General features: G+C 70.0%; 19 protein-coding genes. 13 read left to right on the top strand and 6 right to left on the bottom strand.

Annotation, left to right across the window (positions count from 1 at the left end; translation table 11 throughout):
* Positions 1 to 13 precede the first annotated feature (13 nt).
* The 4 genes from AB0M56_RS17125 to AB0M56_RS17140 are packed head-to-tail and all read left to right on the top strand — an operon-like array spanning position 14 to position 2,777.
* Positions 14 to 493, top strand: a complete 480-nt coding sequence (locus AB0M56_RS17125) for a hypothetical protein (protein WP_364176620.1) — start codon at positions 14 to 16, stop codon at positions 491 to 493.
* On the top strand, positions 490 to 1,332 hold the full coding sequence (locus AB0M56_RS17130; protein ID WP_364176623.1) for a 3-methyl-2-oxobutanoate hydroxymethyltransferase: 843 nt from the start codon (positions 490 to 492) through the stop codon (positions 1,330 to 1,332). The genes AB0M56_RS17125 and AB0M56_RS17130 overlap by 4 nt, the downstream gene beginning before the upstream one ends.
* Before the next feature lie 12 nt (positions 1,333 to 1,344).
* Complete coding sequence (locus AB0M56_RS17135) at positions 1,345 to 2,199, top strand: alpha/beta hydrolase (protein WP_364176626.1); 855 nt, start codon at positions 1,345 to 1,347, stop codon at positions 2,197 to 2,199.
* Positions 2,196 to 2,777 (top strand): 2,3-bisphosphoglycerate-dependent phosphoglycerate mutase, encoded by a 582-nt coding sequence (locus AB0M56_RS17140; protein ID WP_364176629.1) that lies wholly within the window; start codon positions 2,196 to 2,198, stop codon positions 2,775 to 2,777. Before AB0M56_RS17135 ends, AB0M56_RS17140 begins: the two co-directional genes overlap by 4 nt.
* Here AB0M56_RS17140 and AB0M56_RS17145 read toward each other — a convergent pair.
* Both AB0M56_RS17145 and AB0M56_RS17150 read right to left on the bottom strand, forming a co-directional pair.
* Positions 2,758 to 3,198: an RpiB/LacA/LacB family sugar-phosphate isomerase gene (locus AB0M56_RS17145; protein ID WP_364176632.1), complete on the bottom strand. Its 441-nt coding sequence runs from the start codon at positions 3,196 to 3,198 to the stop codon at positions 2,758 to 2,760. The genes AB0M56_RS17140 and AB0M56_RS17145 overlap by 20 nt on opposite strands.
* 3 nt (positions 3,199 to 3,201) lie before the next feature.
* Positions 3,202 to 4,143 (bottom strand): hypothetical protein, encoded by a 942-nt coding sequence (locus tag AB0M56_RS17150; RefSeq protein WP_364176635.1) that lies wholly within the window; start codon positions 4,141 to 4,143, stop codon positions 3,202 to 3,204.
* A gap of 78 nt (positions 4,144 to 4,221) precedes the next feature.
* On the opposite strand from AB0M56_RS17150, the gene AB0M56_RS17155 reads away from it, so the two are divergent.
* The 4 genes from AB0M56_RS17155 to AB0M56_RS17170 are packed head-to-tail and all read left to right on the top strand — an operon-like array spanning position 4,222 to position 8,060.
* Positions 4,222 to 5,367: an alcohol dehydrogenase catalytic domain-containing protein gene (locus AB0M56_RS17155; protein ID WP_364176637.1), complete on the top strand. Its 1,146-nt coding sequence runs from the start codon at positions 4,222 to 4,224 to the stop codon at positions 5,365 to 5,367.
* Entirely contained in the window at positions 5,364 to 6,074 is a 711-nt protein-coding gene (locus tag AB0M56_RS17160) for a 4-carboxy-4-hydroxy-2-oxoadipate aldolase/oxaloacetate decarboxylase (protein ID WP_364176640.1), read from the top strand. The genes AB0M56_RS17155 and AB0M56_RS17160 overlap by 4 nt, the downstream gene beginning before the upstream one ends.
* Entirely contained in the window at positions 6,071 to 7,069 is a 999-nt protein-coding gene (locus AB0M56_RS17165; RefSeq protein WP_364176642.1) for an amidohydrolase family protein, read from the top strand. Before AB0M56_RS17160 ends, AB0M56_RS17165 begins: the two co-directional genes overlap by 4 nt.
* A 4-nt stretch (positions 7,070 to 7,073) precedes the next feature.
* Positions 7,074 to 8,060, top strand: coding sequence for an ABC transporter substrate-binding protein (locus tag AB0M56_RS17170; protein WP_364176645.1), 987 nt, complete (start codon positions 7,074 to 7,076; stop codon positions 8,058 to 8,060).
* A 4-nt stretch (positions 8,061 to 8,064) separates the two neighbouring features.
* On the opposite strand, the gene AB0M56_RS17175 is transcribed toward AB0M56_RS17170, so the two are convergent.
* Entirely contained in the window at positions 8,065 to 9,309 is a 1,245-nt protein-coding gene (locus tag AB0M56_RS17175; RefSeq protein ID WP_364176648.1) for an FAD-dependent oxidoreductase, read from the bottom strand.
* Between the two features lie 106 nt (positions 9,310 to 9,415).
* Positions 9,416 to 10,150 carry a FadR/GntR family transcriptional regulator gene (locus AB0M56_RS17180; protein WP_364176650.1) on the bottom strand — a complete coding sequence of 245 codons (735 nt, stop codon included), beginning with the start codon at positions 10,148 to 10,150 and terminating at the stop codon, positions 9,416 to 9,418.
* A gap of 178 nt (positions 10,151 to 10,328) precedes the next feature.
* On the opposite strand from AB0M56_RS17180, the gene AB0M56_RS17185 reads away from it, so the two are divergent.
* From AB0M56_RS17185 to AB0M56_RS17195, 3 genes are read left to right on the top strand one after another with little or no spacing between them, the layout of a single operon-like run.
* On the top strand, positions 10,329 to 11,201 hold the full coding sequence (locus tag AB0M56_RS17185; protein WP_360584847.1) for an ABC transporter ATP-binding protein: 873 nt from the start codon (positions 10,329 to 10,331) through the stop codon (positions 11,199 to 11,201).
* Positions 11,198 to 12,061 (top strand): ABC transporter permease, encoded by an 864-nt coding sequence (locus tag AB0M56_RS17190; protein WP_364176653.1) that lies wholly within the window; start codon positions 11,198 to 11,200, stop codon positions 12,059 to 12,061. The genes AB0M56_RS17185 and AB0M56_RS17190 overlap by 4 nt, the downstream gene beginning before the upstream one ends.
* A gap of 38 nt (positions 12,062 to 12,099) precedes the next feature.
* On the top strand, positions 12,100 to 13,080 hold the full coding sequence (locus AB0M56_RS17195) for an ABC transporter substrate-binding protein (RefSeq protein ID WP_364176656.1): 981 nt from the start codon (positions 12,100 to 12,102) through the stop codon (positions 13,078 to 13,080).
* Positions 13,081 to 13,151: 71 nt separating this feature from the next.
* Here AB0M56_RS17195 and AB0M56_RS17200 read toward each other — a convergent pair whose 3' ends face one another.
* Positions 13,152 to 14,030, bottom strand: coding sequence for an AAA family ATPase (locus tag AB0M56_RS17200; RefSeq protein ID WP_364176659.1), 879 nt, complete (start codon positions 14,028 to 14,030; stop codon positions 13,152 to 13,154).
* The gene (locus AB0M56_RS17205) at positions 14,027 to 15,097 is read right to left on the bottom strand and encodes a cupin domain-containing protein (RefSeq protein WP_364176662.1); all 1,071 of its coding nucleotides are present in this window, start codon (positions 15,095 to 15,097) and stop codon (positions 14,027 to 14,029) included. The genes AB0M56_RS17200 and AB0M56_RS17205 overlap by 4 nt, the downstream gene beginning before the upstream one ends.
* 96 nt (positions 15,098 to 15,193) lie before the next feature.
* Between AB0M56_RS17205 and AB0M56_RS17210 the strand changes: the two genes are divergently transcribed.
* Positions 15,194 to 16,438 carry an MFS transporter gene (locus AB0M56_RS17210; RefSeq protein ID WP_364176665.1) on the top strand — a complete coding sequence of 415 codons (1,245 nt, stop codon included), beginning with the start codon at positions 15,194 to 15,196 and terminating at the stop codon, positions 16,436 to 16,438.
* Positions 16,439 to 16,538: 100 nt separating this feature from the next.
* Complete coding sequence (locus AB0M56_RS17215; protein WP_364176667.1) at positions 16,539 to 18,848, top strand: protein kinase; 2,310 nt, start codon at positions 16,539 to 16,541, stop codon at positions 18,846 to 18,848.
* Positions 18,849 to 18,860 lie beyond the last annotated feature (12 nt).

Genomic DNA, 18,860 nt, shown 5'->3' on the forward strand with positions numbered 1-18,860 from the left:
GGCGAGGAACACCGTGTTGCAACGTGGCTTGGTCAGCAGTTGTGCCCGCGCGGCGACCGCCGAGGAAGCGGCTTTCCGGATCGACTACCCGTTGTCCGCCGCCCGCAACACGCGGGTGGTGGCGCTGGACGAAGCGGCGAAGGGCATCGTCGGGCGGGCGGCCGCCGAGGAGTGGGCGCAGGCGCGCTTCTACTCGGTTTTCGGCGCCGGTGACGAGCTGGTCACCATGACCGGCGACCGGGTGGCCCTCACCGATGAGCTGCGGGACAGCAACACCGTCGTGCTGGTTTCGACCACCGGCGAGAACGCCGAGGCGGCGGCCACCATCGGCGCGGCCTGCACGGTGCGCGGGATCATGACGGCGGGCCTGGTCGTGACCTCGGACGGGGTCTCGAACGAGGCATTGTTCTCGCTGCGTCCGCACGCCCGGATCCTCTTGGTGCCCGCCGAAGAGGACGATCTGCTGGAACTGCTGAAAGCGACGCGCGCATGAGCCCCCAGAGCGATCCGGCCGGCAAGGTCACCATCCCGGCTCTGCAGGCGATGAAGACGCGCGGCGAGAAGAGCGTCTGCATCGTCGCCTGGGACTACCAGATGGCGCGCATCGCCGACCGGGTCGGCGTGGACATCGTCTCGGTCGGCGACACCGTCGGGGTCAACCTCTGGGGGCAGCCGCATCCGCTCGAGATCACCTTCGACGAGGTGCTCGTCGTCGCGAAGGCGGCTCGGCGGGGAGTCCGGCGAGCGCTGCTCAGCTGCGACTTCCCGTTCGGCCCGCTGCAGCAGGGCGCGGCCAGTGCGGTCGACGCGGCGATCAGGCTGGTCAAGGAGGCGGGCGTCGACCTGGTGAAGCTCGACGGGGCCGCCGACTTCCCGGACGCGGTCGAGGCCGTGACCAGGGCGGGCATTCCGGTCTTCGCGCAGTTCGGGATCACGCCGCAGACGGCCCTGAAGTACGGCATCGAGTACTCCGCGGCCAGCGTCGCTCAGGTGCCCGACGGGATGCTCGACGAGCTGGTCGCGGAGGCCAAGCGGCTCGAGTCGGCGGGAGCCGTCGCGCTCAACTTCACCAACTCCGGCCCGGTGGTGGGGCCGGCGGTGGTGGACGCGGTGTCGATCCCCGTGCTCGGCGGGTTCGGGGGCGGGCCGTGGCTCGACGGGCGCATCCGCATGGCCACCGCGGCCATCGGCTACAACGCCGCCAACGTCGACAAAGAGATCGACACCTACGCCAACGTCGCGCGCATCGCGTTCGAGGCCCTGACCGATTGCGCCGCGGACATCCGCGGTGGCAGGCAGATTCGCGGTGGCATCAAGGTGCCACAGAGCTGAGGAGAAGTTCGCATGCCGGTGGTCGTGCTGGACGGGATCGCCACGCGGTACCAGATCATCGGGGACGGGCCACCGCTGCTGATGTTCAGTCCGGGCGGCTTTGATTCCAGTTTGGACAATTGGACCAGCTTCGGGCGCTACCGCGAACTCGGCTTCCTCGACTGCTTCGCCCCCGAATACACCTGCGTCGTCTTCGACCGACGTGAATCGGGCCAGTCGGGTGGTCGCGTCGAGCGGCTGGACTGGCCGGTCTACGTCCGGCAGGCGCTCGGGCTGCTCGACCACCTCGGCATCGACGCGGCGCACACCATGGGCGGCTGCGTCGGCTGCTCGACCGCCGCGGCACTGGCCGTCGCGGCACCGGAACGCGTGCGCAGCATGGTGATGTTCTCGCCGGCCGGCGGGCCCCGCTACCGGATGGCGCAACACCGCCGGTTCGTGCGGCACCTCGCCTACGTCGCCGAACACGGGCTGCCGGCGGTCGTCGACCTGGCCCGGTCGACGACCGCCGGCTTCAGCACCGACCCGCGGGTGGGTCCGTGGGCCGCGCCGCTGCGCAGCGACGAGACCTTCGCAAAGGAGTACGCGGCCTTCGACCCGGCTCGCTACGACCTGCTCGTGACCGGCTCCATGCGGGGCCTGTTCGACCGCGACACCGTTCCGGGCGTGGAGCCCGAAGACCTGATGATCTGTGACGTGCCCGCGTTGATCGTGCCGGGGCAGGACAGCTCGCACGCCCCTTCGGCCGCGCGCTACCTCCAGGAGTGCCTGCCGGTGCACGAATACTGGGACGTTCCGGTTTCCGAGCAGACGGCCGAGACCGCGCCGGCGCGCGTCCTGGAGTTCCTCCGCGGACACGACCGGTGACTCCGCTCGTCCTGCTGCGCCACGGCGAGAGCACCGCCAACGCCGGGGACCTGTTCGCCGGGCACCTCAACGTGCCGCTGACGCCGGCCGGCGTCCTCGAAGCGCGAGCCGCCGCGGAAGGACTGGCCGGCTGGGTCCCGGACATCGTGCACTGCTCGCCGCTGGCCCGCGCCGCCGACACCGCCGCGATCGTCAGGAGCCGGCTCGCGCCGACCGCCGTGGCCGAGTACCACCCGGCCCTCGTCGAGCGGCATTACGGTGCGCTGCAAGGACTTCTGCGGGCCGACGCGCGAGCGCGGTTCGGCGCCGAAGCGGTCGCCTGCTGGCGGCGGTCGCCGGCCGGCGTGCCGCCCGGCGGCGAGAGCTTGGAGATGCTGCACGACCGATTGCGGCCGTATTGGCTCGACGAGTTGCTGCCGCTGCTGGAAACGGGCCGCTCGGTGCTCGTGGTCGCGCACGGCAACTCGCTGCGCATGCTGCTCGCCCACGTGAGCGGGCTGGACGTGGCCGACGCGATCGGCGCCGAGGTGCCGACCGCTGTCCCGCTCCGGCCGGAAATCAGGCTTCCAGCGCGGTGATCTGGTCGATCCGGTCCTGGTGCCGGCCGCCCTTGAACGGAGTCGCCAGCCACAGCGCGAGCAGTCGTTCCGCTTCGTCGTCCGAGATGACCTTCGTGCCGATCACGAGCACGTTGGCGTTGTTGTTGCCGCGCGAGATCTCCACCATGAACGTGGTGTGCCCGAGACCCGCGCGCACGCCGCGGATTTTGTTGCAGGCGATGACTTCGCCCTGCCCGCTGCCGCCGAGCACGAGGCCGGCGTCGGCGCGGCCGTCCGCGACCCGCCGGCTCACGTCGGCGCACAGCGGCGGGTAGTCGACGGTGTCCGTCGCGCTGTGCGAGCCGCGGTCGTCCACCTCGTGACCGTGGTCGGTGAGCCAGGTGGTGAGGCGCTGCTTGAGGTTCACGCCGTGGTGATCGGCGGCGATCGCGATCCGCATGGCTCAGCCCGCCAGTTCGCGGGTCGCGGGCGCGAACATCGAGTCGACGTCCACCGGTTTCGTCAGGATGTGTTGCGCCGCGGCCTGTTCGGCGAGGAGGTCGAGGATCGCCCGGTTGGGTTCGATGCCGTAGGGGAGGGGGTCGGTGGTGCCGGTCTCGACCATCACCCGGGCGTACATCCGGTCGGCGGCAGTTTCGACGACCCCGGCCCGCAGCTGCTCGACGTAGCGGCGCTTGGACTCGGCGAACGCGTCGAACACGGCCTTCGCGACGCCGGGGTGCGCGTCGAGGACCTCGTCCTTGACGACGACGAGGTGGTTGATCGGGTAGAAGCCGCGTTCGCGCAGCGCGGCGAACCCGGCCTCGACCGGCTCGGTGATCAGGGGCACGACCTCGGGCGAGTCCACTCCGGTGTTGACGACGGCGTCCAGTTCGCCGGCCAGCAACATGTCCCCGAGCTTCTTCCCGGGCCCGGCCGGCTCGACGTTCGCGGGCGGACGGTAGGACACCACGTGCTCGTCACCGCTGAGGACCCAGGTGACCGAGTCGAGGTCGAGGCCGTGTTCGAGCGCCATGATCGCGCGCGCCCAGACACCAGTGGTCACCGTGTAGCCGCGGCCGACGCCCACGCGTTTCCCGGCCAGCTGCCCAGGCTCGGTGATGCCAGAGTCCTTGCGTACGAGGATCGCGCCGTGGTGGAACCCCCGGACCAGGAAGACGGGGAGCGCGGTGAAGCGCACGCCGTGCTCGCGCGCGGTGAGGTAGGTCGTCAGCGCCATCTCGCAGACGTCGTAGGCGAGGTCGCGGACCATCCGCCGGAACCCGTTGACGAGTACCGGTTCTTCCTTGAACGCCAAGGGAAACCCGGCAGGGACGACCTCGCCGTCGGTCAGCGCGCGGTTGTTGCCCTGGGTACGCGTCACGGTCAGCAGGTGCTCGGCCATGCGGCTCCTCGCTTCGTCTGGTGGACTACCCCGCTGATGGTATATTGGGCTGTCCATTCTGCCAACGAGGGAGATTCGATGGTCCAGACTGTGCAGGCGGCCGTCCGCGTCGCGCCGAGCACGACGGAGATGCAGGAATTCGGGCTCCCGTCGATCGACGAGGACTCCGCCCTGCTGCAGGTGGAGGTCGCGGGGATCTGCGGGACGGACGTGAAGATGTACGCCAACCCGCCCGCGGTGATCCAGGGCCGGGTGATCATGGGGCACGAGAACGTCGGCGTCATCGCGCAGGCCGGGGCGCGGTTCAAGCGACGCCACGGGCTTTCCGAAGGCGATCGGGTGTTCGTCGAGCACTACGTCGGCTGCTTCAACTGCGAGTGGTGCCGGCTCGGCGAGTACCGGCACTGCGAGGCGACGGACTGGCGTACCAACCCCGACGGCCGGCGGTTCGGCTACACCTCCGCGGAAAACCCCGGCACGCTGTGGGGCGGATTCAGCGAGTACATGTACCTGCCCTGGAACTCCGTGCTGCACAAGGTTCCCGACACGGTCACGCCCGAGCTCGCCGGCATGGTCATGCCGCTGTCCAACGGCATCGAGTGGGCGCTGCTCACCGCCGGCGTCGGGTACGCCGACACCGTGCTGATCCAGGGCCCGGGCCAGCAGGGCCTCGCGCAGCTGGTCGCGGCCAAGACTGCCGGTGCCGCCCAGATCCTGGTATCGGGCACCACACGCGACAAGCACCGCTTCGACCTCGCGAAGGAACTCGGCGCCGACGAGGTCATCGACGTGCTCACCGAGGACCCCCGCGAGAAGGTCCTGGACCTCACCGGCGGCCGCGGTGTCGACATCGTGCTCGACTGCACTTCGCGCGCCGGCACCGCGCCGGTGCTGCTCGGCGTCGATGTCCTCAAGCGCCGCGAAGGCACGCTCCTCATCCAGGGTGAGCTGGCCGCGTTCCCGGACTTCCCGGTCAAGAAGGTGACCGAGAAGGCGATCACGATCAAGTCCGCGCGCGGGCACTCGTTCCGCGCCTGCGAGCTCGCCGTGGACCAGCTCGCCTCGCGCCGCTTCCCGCTGGAGAAGCTGGCGACCCACCGCTACGGCATCGACCAGGTCGACCACGCGATCCGCGTGCTCGCCGGCGAGACCGACGAGGACGCGATCCACATCTCCCTGATGCCCTCGCTGGTCGGCCAGGCCGGTGGGGCGGTCGTCCGATGAGCGGGATCGTCGTCACGAACCCGCCCCGGACCGGCTCGGAGACACGCGACGGCCTGGGCCGGTTCGGGGTCGCCACCCTTCACGAAGCCCAGGGCCGCACCGGGCTGATGGCGTCCACGCTGAACCCGATCTATCCCGGTGCGCACGTGTCGGGCACGGCCGTGACGGTGAGCGTGGCGCCGTGCGACAACTGGATGATCCACGTGGCCGTGGAACAGTGTCAGCCCGGTGACGTGCTGGTGGTCGCGCCGACGTCGCCGTCGGACGCGGGCTACTTCGGCGAGCTGCTGGCGACCTCGCTCAAGGCCCGCGGGGTGCGGGGCCTGGTCATCGACGCCGGCTGCCGCGACATCGCCGAGCTGCGTGCGCTGCCGTTCCCCGTGTGGTCCCGGGCCGTGTCCGCCGAGGGCACGGTCAAGGAAACCCTCGGCTCGGTGAACACCCCGGTCGTCTGCGGTGGCCGGCTCGTCGAGCCGGGTGACGTGATCGTCGCCGACGACGACGGTGTGGTGGTCGTGCGCCGCGCCGACGCGGACGAGATCCTCGCGGCGTCGGTTGCGCGAGAGGACAAGGAAGCGCGCCTGCGGGCCCGCTACGCCGCGGGCGAGCTGGGCCTCGACGTCAACTCGATGCGTGAGCGCCTCGCCCGCAAGGGCCTGCGGTACGTGGAGCACGACGAGTACCTCAAGGAGGTGCGCGACCGGTGATCATCGACATCCACGGTCACTACACGACAGCCCCGCCGGCGTTGAAACAGTTCCGCGACGCCCAGCTCGACGGTGAGCGGGCAGCACTGGCGCCGGTGACCGACGACGAGCTGCGCGAGAGCGTCGAGGGTAACCAGCTGCGTGTGCTGCGGGAGCGTGGCGGCGACCTGATGTTGTTCTCTCCCAAGGCATCCGGCATGGAACACCACGTCGCGGACGCCGGCGTGGCGAACGCCTGGGCGCGCGCGTCCAACGACCTCGTCCACCGTGTCGCCGAGCTCTACCCCGAGCACTTCGCCGCGGTCGCGCAGCTTCCGCAGACGCCGGAAGGCAATCTCGGCGGAGTCACGGCCGAGATCCGCCGGACCGTCGGCGAACTCGGTTTCGTGGGCGTCAACCTGAACCCGGACCCGTCCGGCACCTGGGCGGGCAAGCCGATCACCGACGAGTCGTGGTTCGGTGTCTACGAGGTCCTGACCGAGCTGGACGTGCCCGCCATGGTGCACGTCTCGACGGCGTGCAACCCGAACCACCACACGCTCGGCGCGCACTACCTCAACGCCGACACCAGCGTGTTCACCCAGCTGCTCGAGTCGAAGCTCTTCGACCGGTTTCCCGGTCTGCGACTGGTGATCCCGCACGGCGGGGGAGCGGTGCCCTACCACTGGGGACGCTACCGGGGCCTGGCGATGCGCAACGGCTGGCGCGACCCGGCCGAGCTCCTGCCGAACGTCTTCTTCGACACGTGCGTCTACCACCAGCCCGGCATCGACCTGCTGCTCGATGTCCTGCCCGCGAAGAACGTGCTCTTCGCGTCCGAGATGCTCGGCGCGGTGCGCGGGGCGGACCCGGAAACCGGCATCGCCTGGGACGACACGTTGCAGTACGTCGACCGCGCCGGTCTCGCCGGCGAGGACCTGGCGGCGGTGTACGAGGACAACGCTCGCCGGGTCTACCCCCGGCTCGACCGGCGGCTCGCCGCCGCAGGAAGGTGACCCGATGAGCCGACTTTCCCTCACGTTCGCATGCGGCGACTACGACCGCACGCGCGCCCTCGAAGACGGGTCGATCCGGCCCGACGGCATCGACCTGACGTACCTGCGGCTCCCGGTCGAGGAGACGTTCTTCCGCATGCTGCGCCACGGCGAGTTCGACGCTTCGGAGATGTCGCTGTCGACCTACGTCGCCTCGCTCGACCGCGACCCGGCGCCGTTCGTCGCGCTGCCGGTGTTCACGTCGAGGATGTTCCGCCACGGCGGCGTCTTTATCAACACCGCGGCGGGCATCGAGAAACCGGCCGACCTCGTCGGCAAACGCATCGGCACGCCCGAGTTCCAGCTCACCGCGGGCGTCTGGATCCGCGGCATCCTCGCCGACGCGTACGACGTGCCACTCGACTCGGTCACCTACCTCACCGGTGGCCAGGAAACGCCGGGGCGGATCGAAAAGGGTGCCGTCTCGACCAGCTTCGACGTCCAGTCGATCCCGGCCGGCCGGACCCTTTCGGACATGCTGGCCACCGGCGAGATCGACGCGCTGCAGAGCCCGCGGATCCCGAGCTCGTACGTCGCCGGCGACGGTCGCGTCGCCCGGCTCTTCCCCGACACCGTCGCGGCGGAGAAGGAGTACTACGCGGAGACAGGGATTTTCCCGATCATGCACGTGGTCGCCCTGCGCCGCGAGGTCTACGAGCGGCACCCGTGGGTTGCGCAGTCCCTGATGAAAGCGTTCACAGCGGCAAAGAACGAGGCGTACGCGCGGATCTACGACGCCTCGGCGCTGCGGTTCATGGAGCCGTGGCTCAACCAGCATCTGGAGGACGCGCGGAGCCTGCTCGGCCCCGACTACTGGTCCTACGGGCTGGACGCCAACCGGCACGTGCTCGACGTGTTCCTCCGCTACCACCACCAGCAGGGGCTCTCGTCCGGCCTGCGCACCGCGGAAGAACTGTTCGCGCCCGAGTCGACGGAGTCCTTCGTCATCTGACTCGTCAAGCCGCGCGCAGGAATTCCTTCAGCGCCACCTCGGTGTCGGCCGCGACGTGCGGCGGGACGGTGCGGCCGGCCTCGAGCAGCTTGCGCACCGCCATGTAGTCACGTGGCGCGTTGACGGCGTCGATCGCGATGAGGCGTCCGCCGCGGTAGTAGAAGAGCGAGAACCGTTCACTGCCGGGGTCGCCTCGCAGCACGGTCTCGTCGTAGCCGCTGCTGATCCCGGCGATCTGGAGTTTCAGATCGGCCTGGTCGGACCAGAACCACGGGATCCCGGCGACGGGAGCGGCGAGGCCGAGCAGGCTCGCGGCCGCCATCTTCGCCTGCGCGATGGCGTTGGGTACGGACTCGAGGCGGAGGGCGCCGTGGTCGGGGTGCGCGACGGTCGTGCAGTCGCCCGCGGCGACCACGCTGGGTGTGCTGGTCCGGGCGGACTCGTCGACCAGGATCCCGCCGGCGCAGGCGAGCCCGAGCTGCTCCGCGAGCTCGGTGTGGGGGACCAGGCCGATCCCGACGACCACGACGTCGGCGGGGATGGTGCGGCCGTCGGAGAGCCCGACCCCCGTCACCCGGTCGCGGCCGAGGAGTTCGGTCACCCCGGTCGACAGCACGACTTCGGTGCCGCGCCGACGGTGCGCGGCGAGGTAGAAGCCCGACATCTGCGGCGCGACGGCGCGGGCGAGCAACCGGTCGGCCGCTTCGACCACGGTGACGTCCCGGCCGGCGGCGGTGGCGGCCGCGGCGGCCTCGAGCCCCACGAACCCCCCGCCGACGACCACGACCTCGCGGGCTTGGGCCAGGTCGTGCCGGAGCGCCATCGCGTCGTCGACATCGCGCAGGTAGTGGACGCCGGCGAGCTCACTCCCGGGGATCCGGAGGCGGCGTGGCGTGCCTCCGGTGGCCAGGGCGAGCCGATCGAACTCCACCGTCCGACCGGACCGCGTGACTGCGAAGCCGTCACCGAGCTCGGGGTCGGTGAGCGTGATCTCGTCGATCCATTCACCTCGGACGAGCTCGATCCGCTGAGCCGCGTAGAAGTCCGGGCCACGCAGTGCCAGCCGTTCCTCGGGCAGGTCCCCCTTGAGGAACGCCTTGGAGAGCGGGGGCCGCTGGTAGGGCAGCCGGTTTTCCCCGCCGAGCAAGGTAATCGGTCCCGAAGCACCCAGCTTGCGCAGCGAGGCGGCCAGCTCCACGCCCGCCTGGCTCGCGCCCACCACCAGGGTGCCGCTTCCCTTCACCGCCATGCCTTCACCACCCTGACTCCTCCGTTGGCTAGTCCATTAGACCTTAGCGGAAGGTGGCGTCCAGTGCGAGAGGAGTTCCCGAGGGTGGTGCGGCGTTTTTCCGGTGCTACTCGACCTCGTGCGACACGCGTTGCGCGGTCCGGGCGATGTGTTCGCTCATGACCCGCTGTGCGGCCGCGAGGTCGCGGTCGCGGATGGCCTCGGCGAGCTCCCGGTGTTCGCCGGTCCCGCGCGCGCCCATGATCGGGGCCTGCTCCCGGGCCTCCCGCAGGGACATCAGGAGCGGGCCGTGGAAGCTCTGGATCAGCATCGTCAGCGCGGTGTTGTGGGCGCATCCGGCGAGCCGGATGTGGAACCGCGCCGAGATGTCCACCGCGTGCACGCCCTCGTCGACGGCGGTCTGGCCCTCGTCGACGAGCTTGAACAGCGCGTCGATGTCCTCGTCGGTCGCCCGCTCGACGATGAGGGGGAGGGCGCCGATCTCGACGATCTTGCGCGCCTCGGTCACCTCGCCGGCGGTGAGCACGGACATCGAAAGGAGATCGGCCAGGCCCTCGCCGACGCGGTCCGTGCTCGGCGCGGTCAGGAAGGCGCCGCCGTGGGCGCCGACCCGGATGGTGACGAGCCCGGTGGCTTCCAGCACCCGAAGTGCCTCACGCACGGTCACCCGGCTCACGCCGAAGCGCTGGCACAGATCGCGCTCGCTCGGCAGCCGGTCGCCGGGGGTGAGGGAACCGTCGCGTATGAGGACCTTGATCTGGTCCACGATGACCTGGGACACCCGCGAGGTGCTCACGCGGCTGAAGAGGTCGTCCTTCGCGCCGCGCCCTGTTGCAGCCATGTCTCCACCTCGTCATGGTCGATGCCGGAAATGCACCGTAGTTTAACAGTCAATGGTCTGACCTTACGGCACTAGCCCTGGTCAGGGGCGGCGGCGCTGCTCCGGCTGGTCACGACCTGGTCAGAAAACTCAGTTGGACCATTGCTTTGGACTGACAATTAGTCCTACGCTCCCCTCCATGCTGAGCCGAGACAAGCCGGCACTGTCCAGAACGGCAGGCCGTGATGCTGCGCACATCGATGTGGGGGCCACGGGCGGGATCGCACACCTCGAGGCCCGAGGTGTCGCCATCGACTACGCCAAGCCTGGGTCGAAAGAGGTGACGACGGCCGTCGAGCAGTGCGACCTGACCTTGGCGCGGGGCGATTTCGTCTGCCTCGTCGGGCCTTCCGGCTGCGGCAAGACCACGTTGCTCAACGCGGTCGCCGGGTTCGTCCAGCTCGCCGAGGGCGATCTGGAGCTCGACGGACGGCCGATCCCCGGTCCGGGACCCGACCGGGCGATGGTGTTCCAGCACGCCAACCTGCTGCCGTGGCGGACCGTTCAGGCGAACGTCAGCTACGGCCTCGAGCTCACGAAAAAGGTCAAGAAGCCGGCGGCCAAGCAACGCGCCGACGAGCTGCTGGAGCTGGTCGGACTCGCCGGCGTGGGGCAGCAGTACCCGGCACAGCTCTCCGGAGGCATGCAGGCCAGGGTCAACCTCGCCCGCGCGCTCGCGGTCGAGCCGGAGATCCTCTTGCTCGACGAGCCGTTCGCCGCGATCGACGCCCAGACTCGTGAGGTGCTCCAGGTCGAACTGCTCAGGGTGTGCGCCGCACGCGACGTGACGGCGCTGTTCGTCACCCACGACATCACCGAGGCCGCGTTCCTCGCGGACCGGGTGTGCGTGTTCAGCCCGCGGCCCGGTCGCATCGTCAAGGAGATCACGGTGCCGTGGGCTCGCCCGCGGTCGCACGAGATCCGGCGGACGCGGGAGTTCGCGCAGCTGCGGGACGAGATCGCCGATGTGCTTTACGGCGCCAAAGCCGGCGCCGGGGAGGGAGCCCGATGAGCGTCACCTCTTCGCCAAGGCCGGCCTCGCGAATCGAGTCCCGGCCGGCGCGCCGGAGCCCTCGCGCGGGCCAGGCGGCCCGCCGCCGCCGGCTGCCGTCGTGGCTCAGCGAGCAACGCCTGTTCGGCATCGGCGCCGTCGTCATCGTGCTTCTCGCGTGGGAGGTCATCGCGCTGCTGCGGATCCAGCCGCAGCTGATCCTGCCCGGGCCGGTCGACGTCATCAACGCCTTCGGGGCGATGATCCAAGGCGGGCAGATCTGGATCGACCTGTGGACGAGTGCCCAGGAACTGCTCGCCGGCCTCGCGCTCGCGGTGGTGATCGGCCTGCCGGTGGGGCTGCTGATCGGCTGGTACAAGCGCATCGCCTGGGCGCTCAACCCCTTCGTCAACTTCCTCTACGCCACGCCGCGCATCGCGCTGACGCCCCTGCTGATCATCTGGCTGGGCATCGGCAGTTCCTCGAAGATCGCGATCGTCTTCCTGATGGCGCTGTTCCCGGTGCTCATCAACACCGCGCAGGGCGTCCAGTCGCTCGAACAAGGAACCGTCCGCGTGGCGCGGTGTTTCGGGGCGAGCGATCTCCAGCTGTTCCGCACCGTGGCCCTGCCCGGCACCGTCCCCTTCATCGCCAGCGGCATGCGGCTCGCGGTGGGCCAGGCACTGATCGGTGTCTTCGTGGCCGAGCTCAGCGGCGCGCAGCACGGTGTCGGCATGACGATGAACACCGCCGGCCAGCAGTTCCAGACCGCCACGGTCTTCGCCGGCCTGTTCATCTTCGCCGCGGCCGGGGTGATTCTCACGGCGCTGTTGCGCCGGGTGGAGAACCACTACGCGGCCTGGCGCCTGAGCAACGACTGACGTTTCCCGTCCCCGCCCATTCCCAGAAGGACAGAACAATGAAGTTCAAGTCTGGCGCCTTCGGCGTCGCCTTTTCCGTGGCGCTCGCGACGTCGTCTCTCACGGCCTGCGGTGGTTCGTCGGACGCCGGAGCCGGTGGTGTCATCACGGTCAGCTACAGCGAAGAGGTCGCTGACGAGCTGCCCCTGTGGATCGCTTCGGAAGCCGGCTACTTCAAGGAGCAAGGGCTCGACGTCAAGCTCATCAAGCTCGACAGCAACCAGGGTTACCCGGCGCTCATCTCCGGCCAGACGCAGCTCGCCTCGATGGGGGGTTCCCAGATCGTGGCCGGCACCGCGGCGGGCGGTGACGTGAAGGTGCTGGCCGCGCTCACCCCGGTGCTCCCGTACCAGATCTACGCGAACGTGCCGACCGCCGCGCAGCTGAAAGGCAAGAAGATCGGCTACACCACGAAGAGCGGCTCGCAGTACATCGGCACTCTGCAGGCACTGAAGAAGCTGGGCATCAACCCGACCGACGTGAACCTGGTGCCGCTGGGCTCGGTGACGAACGTCAACAACGCGCTGCTGGCCAAGACCATCGACGCCTCCGCCACGCACCCGCCGGCGAGCCTCAAGTTCGAGGACGCCGGGCTGCACATGGTGATCGACATGGCCAAGGAGAAGATCCCCAACATCAACGTGGGCATCTCCAGCACGTCCGAGTACCTGAAGGACCACCCGGACGTCGTCGGGAAGTTCATGGCCGGCCTCAAGAAGGGGTTCGACCGCGAGCGCTCCGACGAGGCGTATTCGACCAAGATCCTGGGCGCCCACCTCGGGGTCACCGACCAGCGCGCGCTCGACGCCACCTGGAAGTACTACGCAGGTGAGGTCCTCACCGACCCCCCGGTGGCAACGGTGGACCAGCTCAAGTCGTCGCAGCAGTCGCTGGAGGGCTCGGTGAACGGGGTCGACAAGGTCGACCTCGCGTCGCTGATCGACTCGTCCTTTGTGGACAAGGCGTTCGGGAGCAAATAGGCAGCGCACGGGAAACGCGCGGTGCCGGGTCGATCGTCGGCCGGCACCGCGCGTTCGTCCGTCGCAGGGCCTCAGCCGTCGAGCTGCATCGCGTGGCGCAGGTCGTCGGCGGTGAGCAGGTTCGGGTCCAGAGCGACCTCGGTGCGCACCGTGAGCGCCGCGAGGATCGACTTGCGGACCCGCCGGCCGTCGAGCCCCCGCAGGCCCTTGGCCAGCTCCGCGCGGAGATCTGCGTCCCGGGCGAGCGGCGTCAGCGCGGTCCACTGCTCGGCCAGTTCGGCCAGCGACGACGCCACGATCTGCTCGATGACCTCGTCATCGGGCAGCGTGGTGCTCATGACCAGATCGGCCCGCGAAAGCACCGCCTCGTCGACCGCGTCGACGAAGTTGGTCGTGGCCACGACAACCAGATGCGGGCACTGCGCGCGAAGCTGGTCGAGACCGGACAGCACGGCGTCCGTCGCGCGGTGCACGTCGACCGGGTTGGTTTCGAACGACGCCGAACTCCGGCGTACGGCGAGAGCTTCGACCTCGTCGATCAGCACCACGGTGTGCGGTCGCCGCGCGGCGATCTCGGGCAGGGTGTCGAGGAACAGCCGCGAGACGGCCCGCTGGCTTTCGCCGAGCATGTCGCTCGGGAAGGCGTGCGGGTCGACCTCGACCAGCGTCGTGGCGCCGCGCGGGGCCATTTTCCGTGCGGCGGCCTGTGCGAGCCCCTGCGCGAGAGTCGTTTTTCCCGTACCCGGCGGGCCGGCCAGCACGATCAGGCCGTGCGGCGCGCCGGAGAGCCCGCTCAGCAACCGGCCCTGCCGCAGGACGAGCAGCGCGGTGCCGAGCAGCCTCTCCTTGGTGCCCGCCGGCACGATCATCGAGTCCCACGGCCCGTCGTGGTGGTCCGAGGGGAGCGCGTGCAGTCCGACGACTCCGGGCGGGAGCGTCCGCTCGCTCACGGCCAGGACGGCCGGTCGAGGGCGGGCCACACGACCGTGTTGACGTCGCCGGCCTGGGCGTCGCGGATGTGGTCCGGCGGCTCTTCGAAGAGCACCGCGGGATCCATCAGCGCCCGCATCGTCTCGAGCAGGCTGTCGAACATGTGGATGCGCACGACTCGCGCGGTGTTCTCCGCGGAGTCGTTGAAGTGCTGGTGCCACAGGAAGTGGTCGACCACGATCAGGTCGCCCTTCTTCCACGGGTGGTTCTCCCCGCCCTCGGGCTCGGTGCCGAGGTAGGAGTGGCCCTCGCCTTCGAGTACGTACAGCCAGGCCTCGCCGGCGTGCCGGTGCATCGACTGCCGGCGGCCCTGGGCGATCTCGAACATCGCCATCGTGATGCCGGAAGCCTGGTACCCGATGGCGCGGTCGAGGAGGAAGGTCGTGCGGGTGCCGCGCGGGGTGTTGAGCATCTCGAGCTCGTCCCAGTCGGTGTGGAGCCGACCGCTGCGGCGCTTCTGCTGCTCTTTGCCGAGACGGCGCAGACGACGGGCGTACGCGTCGTCTCCCTGCGCGTCGGGAGCGCTGAACTCGGGCCGGCCCGGGAGGTTCTCGACCGGCTCGTGACCGCGGTCGTCGAGGATCGACATGCCCATCGTGGCGAGCAGCGGCTCGCTGGAGAACGTGAGGTAGCGGAACGTCTCGTCGCCGTCGTTGCCCGAGCGGTGCCACGCCCACGCCGGGATGTGGGCCGAGTCGCCGGGGGCGACGGTCACCCGCTCGCCGTCGACCTCGATCCAGCCCCGGCCGCCGACGCCGAGCACCATGGCGTCCCAGGAGTGCCGGTGGATCGTGGTGACGACGCCGTGGTCGACCTCGTGCACGAGGGCGTCGATGGAGCGGGTCGGGTTGTCGCCGTCCTCACCCATGTAGACGCCGGTGCGCATCCCCCGCGCGGTCTGCTCGAGTTTGACGTCCTCGCCGCGGATGACCGTGCGGTGGTTGTCGCGCCAGTCCTCGAGGAACTTCGCCCGCCGGGCTTTCTGCTGGTGGTAGTGGGTGGTCTTCGTGGTGGTCTTCGTCGACACCGAGCCTCCAATTGGCCGGACCATTTTACCTTTCGCATTGTGGTCCGCCGGGCGCCCTGCGGCAAGCGTGGACTTTTGGTCATACCATCAGGCATTATGGCGGACATGAAGGTCGCCGAGGTCCTGCGCAACCGCGACTTCGATTTCTACTGGGGCGGCGTCGTTCTCTCGCAGATCGGCAGCCGGGGAACGATCGCCGCCAACCTCTACCAGGTCTACGAGCTCTCCGGTTCGGTGGCGCAAACCGGGCTGGTAGGAGCCGCGCAGGTCGTGGCGCTGGTGGTGCTCAGTCCCTTGGCCGGCGTCTACGCGGACCGGGTGGATCGGCGCAAGCTCCTGCAGTGGTCGCAGGCCGTGGCCATGGTCGTGGCGCTCGCGCTCGCGGCGACGAGCTTCGCCGGCCACGTCGACGTCGTGCAGGTGGTCGGCTCGGTCGTGCTCACCACCGCGGCGGCCAGTTTCGACCAGCCCGCCCGCCAAGCCCTGATCCCGGCGCTGGTCCCGCGGGCGCAGCTGCCGCAGGCCTTCGCGCTGCTCAACCCTTCCCGGGAGCTCGCCGTGCTCCTCGGCCCCGCGCTCTCCGGTGTGCTCATCGCCGTCAGCGGGCCGGGTCTGATGTACGCCGTCGACGCGGTGACCTACCTCCTGCTGATGGTCACCCTGGCGCTGCTGCGGATCCCGCACCTGCCGGGGTCGGGCGAGCACATCACGCTGCGGGAGCAGTTGGTGGAGGGGGTCCGGTTCGTCGTCAGGAGACGGATCGTGTGGCAGATGGTGCTGCTCGACCTGGTGGCGACCGTCTTCGCGGGGTACCGGGTCCTCCTGCCGTCCCTGGCGATCGACCGGTTCCACCTGGGCGCCACGGCGTACGGGCTGCTCTCGGCGGCCCCGTCAGCAGGAGCGCTCATCGCGACGTACACGGTCTTCCGGGTGGTCGACCGCAGCAAGCGGCTCGGCAAGGTCCTCCTCGGTTCGACGATCGCGTACGGCCTGAGCGCCGTTCTGCTCGCGTGGGCCGCGGGGCTCCTCGTCGCGCTGGTCGCCTGCCTGTTGCTCGGTGCGTTCGACGCGATGGCCACCACGATCCGGCAGGCGGCGGTGCAGCTCGAGACGCCGGATGCGTTGCGCGGGCGGGTTTCCGCGATCTACCAGATGGCCTCACGCGGCGGGCCCGCCCTGGGCGACACCGTGATCGGTGGCGTCGCGGCGGCGATCGGTCCGGTGCTCGCGCTCATGATCGGCGGGCTCGCGACCGCCGCCTTCGCGGTCGGTCACTTCGGCCGGGCCAACCCGGTGCGCAACTACGCCGCGGCACGGGCGGAGGAATCCGAGCCGGCGTGACCCACGAGTGTGACGGTTTCGCACTGAATGCCACATTCCGGTAGTGCCGAACCTCCGGTCGTGGTCTGATGTCCTCCGCGATTCGCGGAGGGGGCGGGGAATGGGCGACACCTGGCGCGTGCCCGGGTTCACCGAGGTCGACGTGCTCGGCATCGGCGGCTTCGGGCGGGTCGTGCTGGCCAAGCACGAGGCCTCGGGGCGGATGGCGGCGATCAAGTACCTGCGCGCGGAGTACCTCGCCGACGCGAGGATCGCGGACGGGTTCCGGCGCGAGGCGTGGCTGCTGTCGGGCGTGCGGAGCCCGCACGTGGTGCGGCTCTTCGACTTCGTGGAGACGCCGGACGGCGCCGCACTGGTCATGGAGGCCGTGCCCGGTGTGTCGCTGCGCGCGCTGCTGGCGACGGAGAACGTGCTCGCCCCCGAATCGGCGCTGGCCATTCTGAAGGGCTCGCTGCTCGGCCTCGCCGACGCCCACGCGGCCGGGGTGGTCCACCGGGACTACAAACCGGGAAACGTGCTGGTGTCCCGCGAAGGCGTGTCGAAGCTGGTCGACTTCGGGCTCGCCACATTGGACGGCCACAATGGGCTGACGGCCGGTTCACCGTCGTACATGGCGCCGGAGCAGTGGTCCGGGCAGCCCGGGGTGCCCGCCACCGACGTGTACGCGGCAACCTGCGTGTTCTACCAGTGCGTCACCGGACAGGTGCCGTTCCGGGCGGACACGACCCAAGGGCTGCGCTCGCTGCACCAAGCGGCGCCGGTGCCCGTGGAGGCGGTGCCCGAGGCGTTGCGCCCCTTGATCGCGCGAGGGATGGCGAAGGATCCGGCGTGGCGACCGGCCCGGGCTGATGCTTTCGTGGCGGAGCTGGAAACCGTCGCCCGCAAGGCCTACGGGAAGAACTGGGAGAAACGCGGCTGGAAGCGCCTGGCCGCGTCGGCCGCCGCGTTGACGGCGTTGACGCCCTTGGCGTTGCTGGCCACCGCCGGCACGGCCGCCGCACCGGTCGGCGCCGGTGCCGTGGCGGCCGGGGTCGGGGGTGGGGTCGGGGGCGGGGTTCCGGCCACGGGGACCGGGGTGGGCGCGACCGCGGTGATCGCCGGCAAGATCGCCGCCGCGGTGCTCCTCGTCGGCGCGCTGGTCGCCGGGGGAGTGGCGATTTTCGGCAACCACGACGATCCGCCCCCGCAAGCGGCGGCGCTCACCGTCAGCCTGCAGACCACATCGGGGCGGGACCAGGCCCTGCCGGTCACGTACGACCTCCAGTTTCCGCAGGTGTCCGGCGGTCCGGATCCCGCGGTCCGGCAACGGATCAACGACGCGCTGCGGGCACCGGTCGACAAGCGGCTGAAGGCCATCCGCGACGGGGTGGCCGGCAATCGCGAGATGTTCCAGGAGCGAGGGGACACGGCCGCGGCGCACACGACGGCACGCATCCTGCTGCGGACGCCGAGCCTGCTTTCCGTGCGGTACGACCACGATCTGGATTCGGACGTGCTGTCGCACACGACCTGGCGGTTCCCCGAGACGGTGAACGTCGACCTCGGCACGGGACAGGTGCTCGGTCCGAAGGACATGTTCCGGCCCGAGGTACTGACCGCGACCGGGATGCGGACGCTGACCCAGCGGCTCGAGCCGGTCACGAAAAACGGGTTCTGCCGGGTGCCCACGATCGACGGTGACGGAGAGAAGGTCACCATCGACGCGGCCGACCGCGGCTCGGGCGCCGACCATGTGCCGGGCGCGGCCATCGGGTTCACCGCGACCGGGGCCGAGTTCGAGATCCAGTGGTACGACCTCGGCTGCGACACGGCGTCCGGGAAAGAGACCGTGACCCTGCCCTACCACGGGATCGGCGACCTGCTGCTGCCGAAGTTCCTGACGATGCTCGGCAAAACGGCGCCCGCCTCGTCGCCTCCCGCTTCGCCGCCGCCTTCGACCTCGCTCTCCCCGCCGCCGACGACGCCCTCTCTTGGTCAGTCCTCGGAGGGGCCCACATACACGAACCCCCGGTTCGGTTTCACCGCGCTGATCTCCGAGAGCTACCTCGCGACCCCGTACGCCCCGCCGAACGGAGACGGGATGACGTTCACCAGCTCCGATGTCGACGCGACGCTGGCGGTGTGGGGCGCCAACTCGAACCAGTCCGCGGCCCAGGCGCTGGCCGGCGCGGTCGCCGCGGCAGAAGCGGGCGGCGGACGAGTGACCTACCAGAAGGTCGAGGGCGATCGGTACTCGGTTTCCGGCTACCAGGGCGACGGCAAGATCTTCTACGAACGCGGGTTTACAGGATCCGCCTCGATGGCCGCGTTGCGCTGGGTCTACCCGCGTGAGTACAAGGACCAGTTCGACGGGCTCGTCAGCTCGACGCTGGAAGGTTTCCGGCCCGGCGACCTCTCCCGGCCGCACTGACTCGCGGCTCTA

It is taken from the genome of Amycolatopsis sp. NPDC051372 (assembly GCF_040682095.1).
Classification (GTDB): Bacteria; Actinomycetota; Actinomycetes; order Mycobacteriales; family Pseudonocardiaceae; genus Amycolatopsis.

Excerpts from the sequence above, each read along its gene's own strand:
- AB0M56_RS17180 (WP_364176650.1), bottom strand. The coding sequence starts at position 10,150 with ATGGCTGCAACAGGGCGCGGCGCGAAGGACGACCTCTTCAGCCGCGTG.
- AB0M56_RS17130 (WP_364176623.1), top strand. The coding sequence starts at position 490 with ATGAGCCCCCAGAGCGATCCGGCCGGCAAGGTCACCATCCCGGCTCTG.
- AB0M56_RS17190 (WP_364176653.1), top strand. The coding sequence starts at position 11,198 with ATGAGCGTCACCTCTTCGCCAAGGCCGGCCTCGCGAATCGAGTCCCGG.
- AB0M56_RS17150 (WP_364176635.1), bottom strand. The coding sequence starts at position 4,143 with ATGGCCGAGCACCTGCTGACCGTGACGCGTACCCAGGGCAACAACCGC.
- AB0M56_RS17195 (WP_364176656.1), top strand. The coding sequence starts at position 12,100 with ATGAAGTTCAAGTCTGGCGCCTTCGGCGTCGCCTTTTCCGTGGCGCTC.
- AB0M56_RS17135 (WP_364176626.1), top strand. The coding sequence starts at position 1,345 with ATGCCGGTGGTCGTGCTGGACGGGATCGCCACGCGGTACCAGATCATC.
- AB0M56_RS17215 (WP_364176667.1), top strand. The coding sequence starts at position 16,539 with ATGGGCGACACCTGGCGCGTGCCCGGGTTCACCGAGGTCGACGTGCTC.
- AB0M56_RS17145 (WP_364176632.1), bottom strand. The coding sequence starts at position 3,198 with ATGCGGATCGCGATCGCCGCCGATCACCACGGCGTGAACCTCAAGCAG.
- AB0M56_RS17155 (WP_364176637.1), top strand. The coding sequence starts at position 4,222 with ATGGTCCAGACTGTGCAGGCGGCCGTCCGCGTCGCGCCGAGCACGACG.
- AB0M56_RS17185 (WP_360584847.1), top strand. The coding sequence starts at position 10,329 with ATGCTGAGCCGAGACAAGCCGGCACTGTCCAGAACGGCAGGCCGTGAT.
- AB0M56_RS17170 (WP_364176645.1), top strand. The coding sequence starts at position 7,074 with ATGAGCCGACTTTCCCTCACGTTCGCATGCGGCGACTACGACCGCACG.
- AB0M56_RS17210 (WP_364176665.1), top strand. The coding sequence starts at position 15,194 with ATGGCGGACATGAAGGTCGCCGAGGTCCTGCGCAACCGCGACTTCGAT.
- AB0M56_RS17175 (WP_364176648.1), bottom strand. The coding sequence starts at position 9,309 with ATGGCGGTGAAGGGAAGCGGCACCCTGGTGGTGGGCGCGAGCCAGGCG.
- AB0M56_RS17160 (WP_364176640.1), top strand. The coding sequence starts at position 5,364 with ATGAGCGGGATCGTCGTCACGAACCCGCCCCGGACCGGCTCGGAGACA.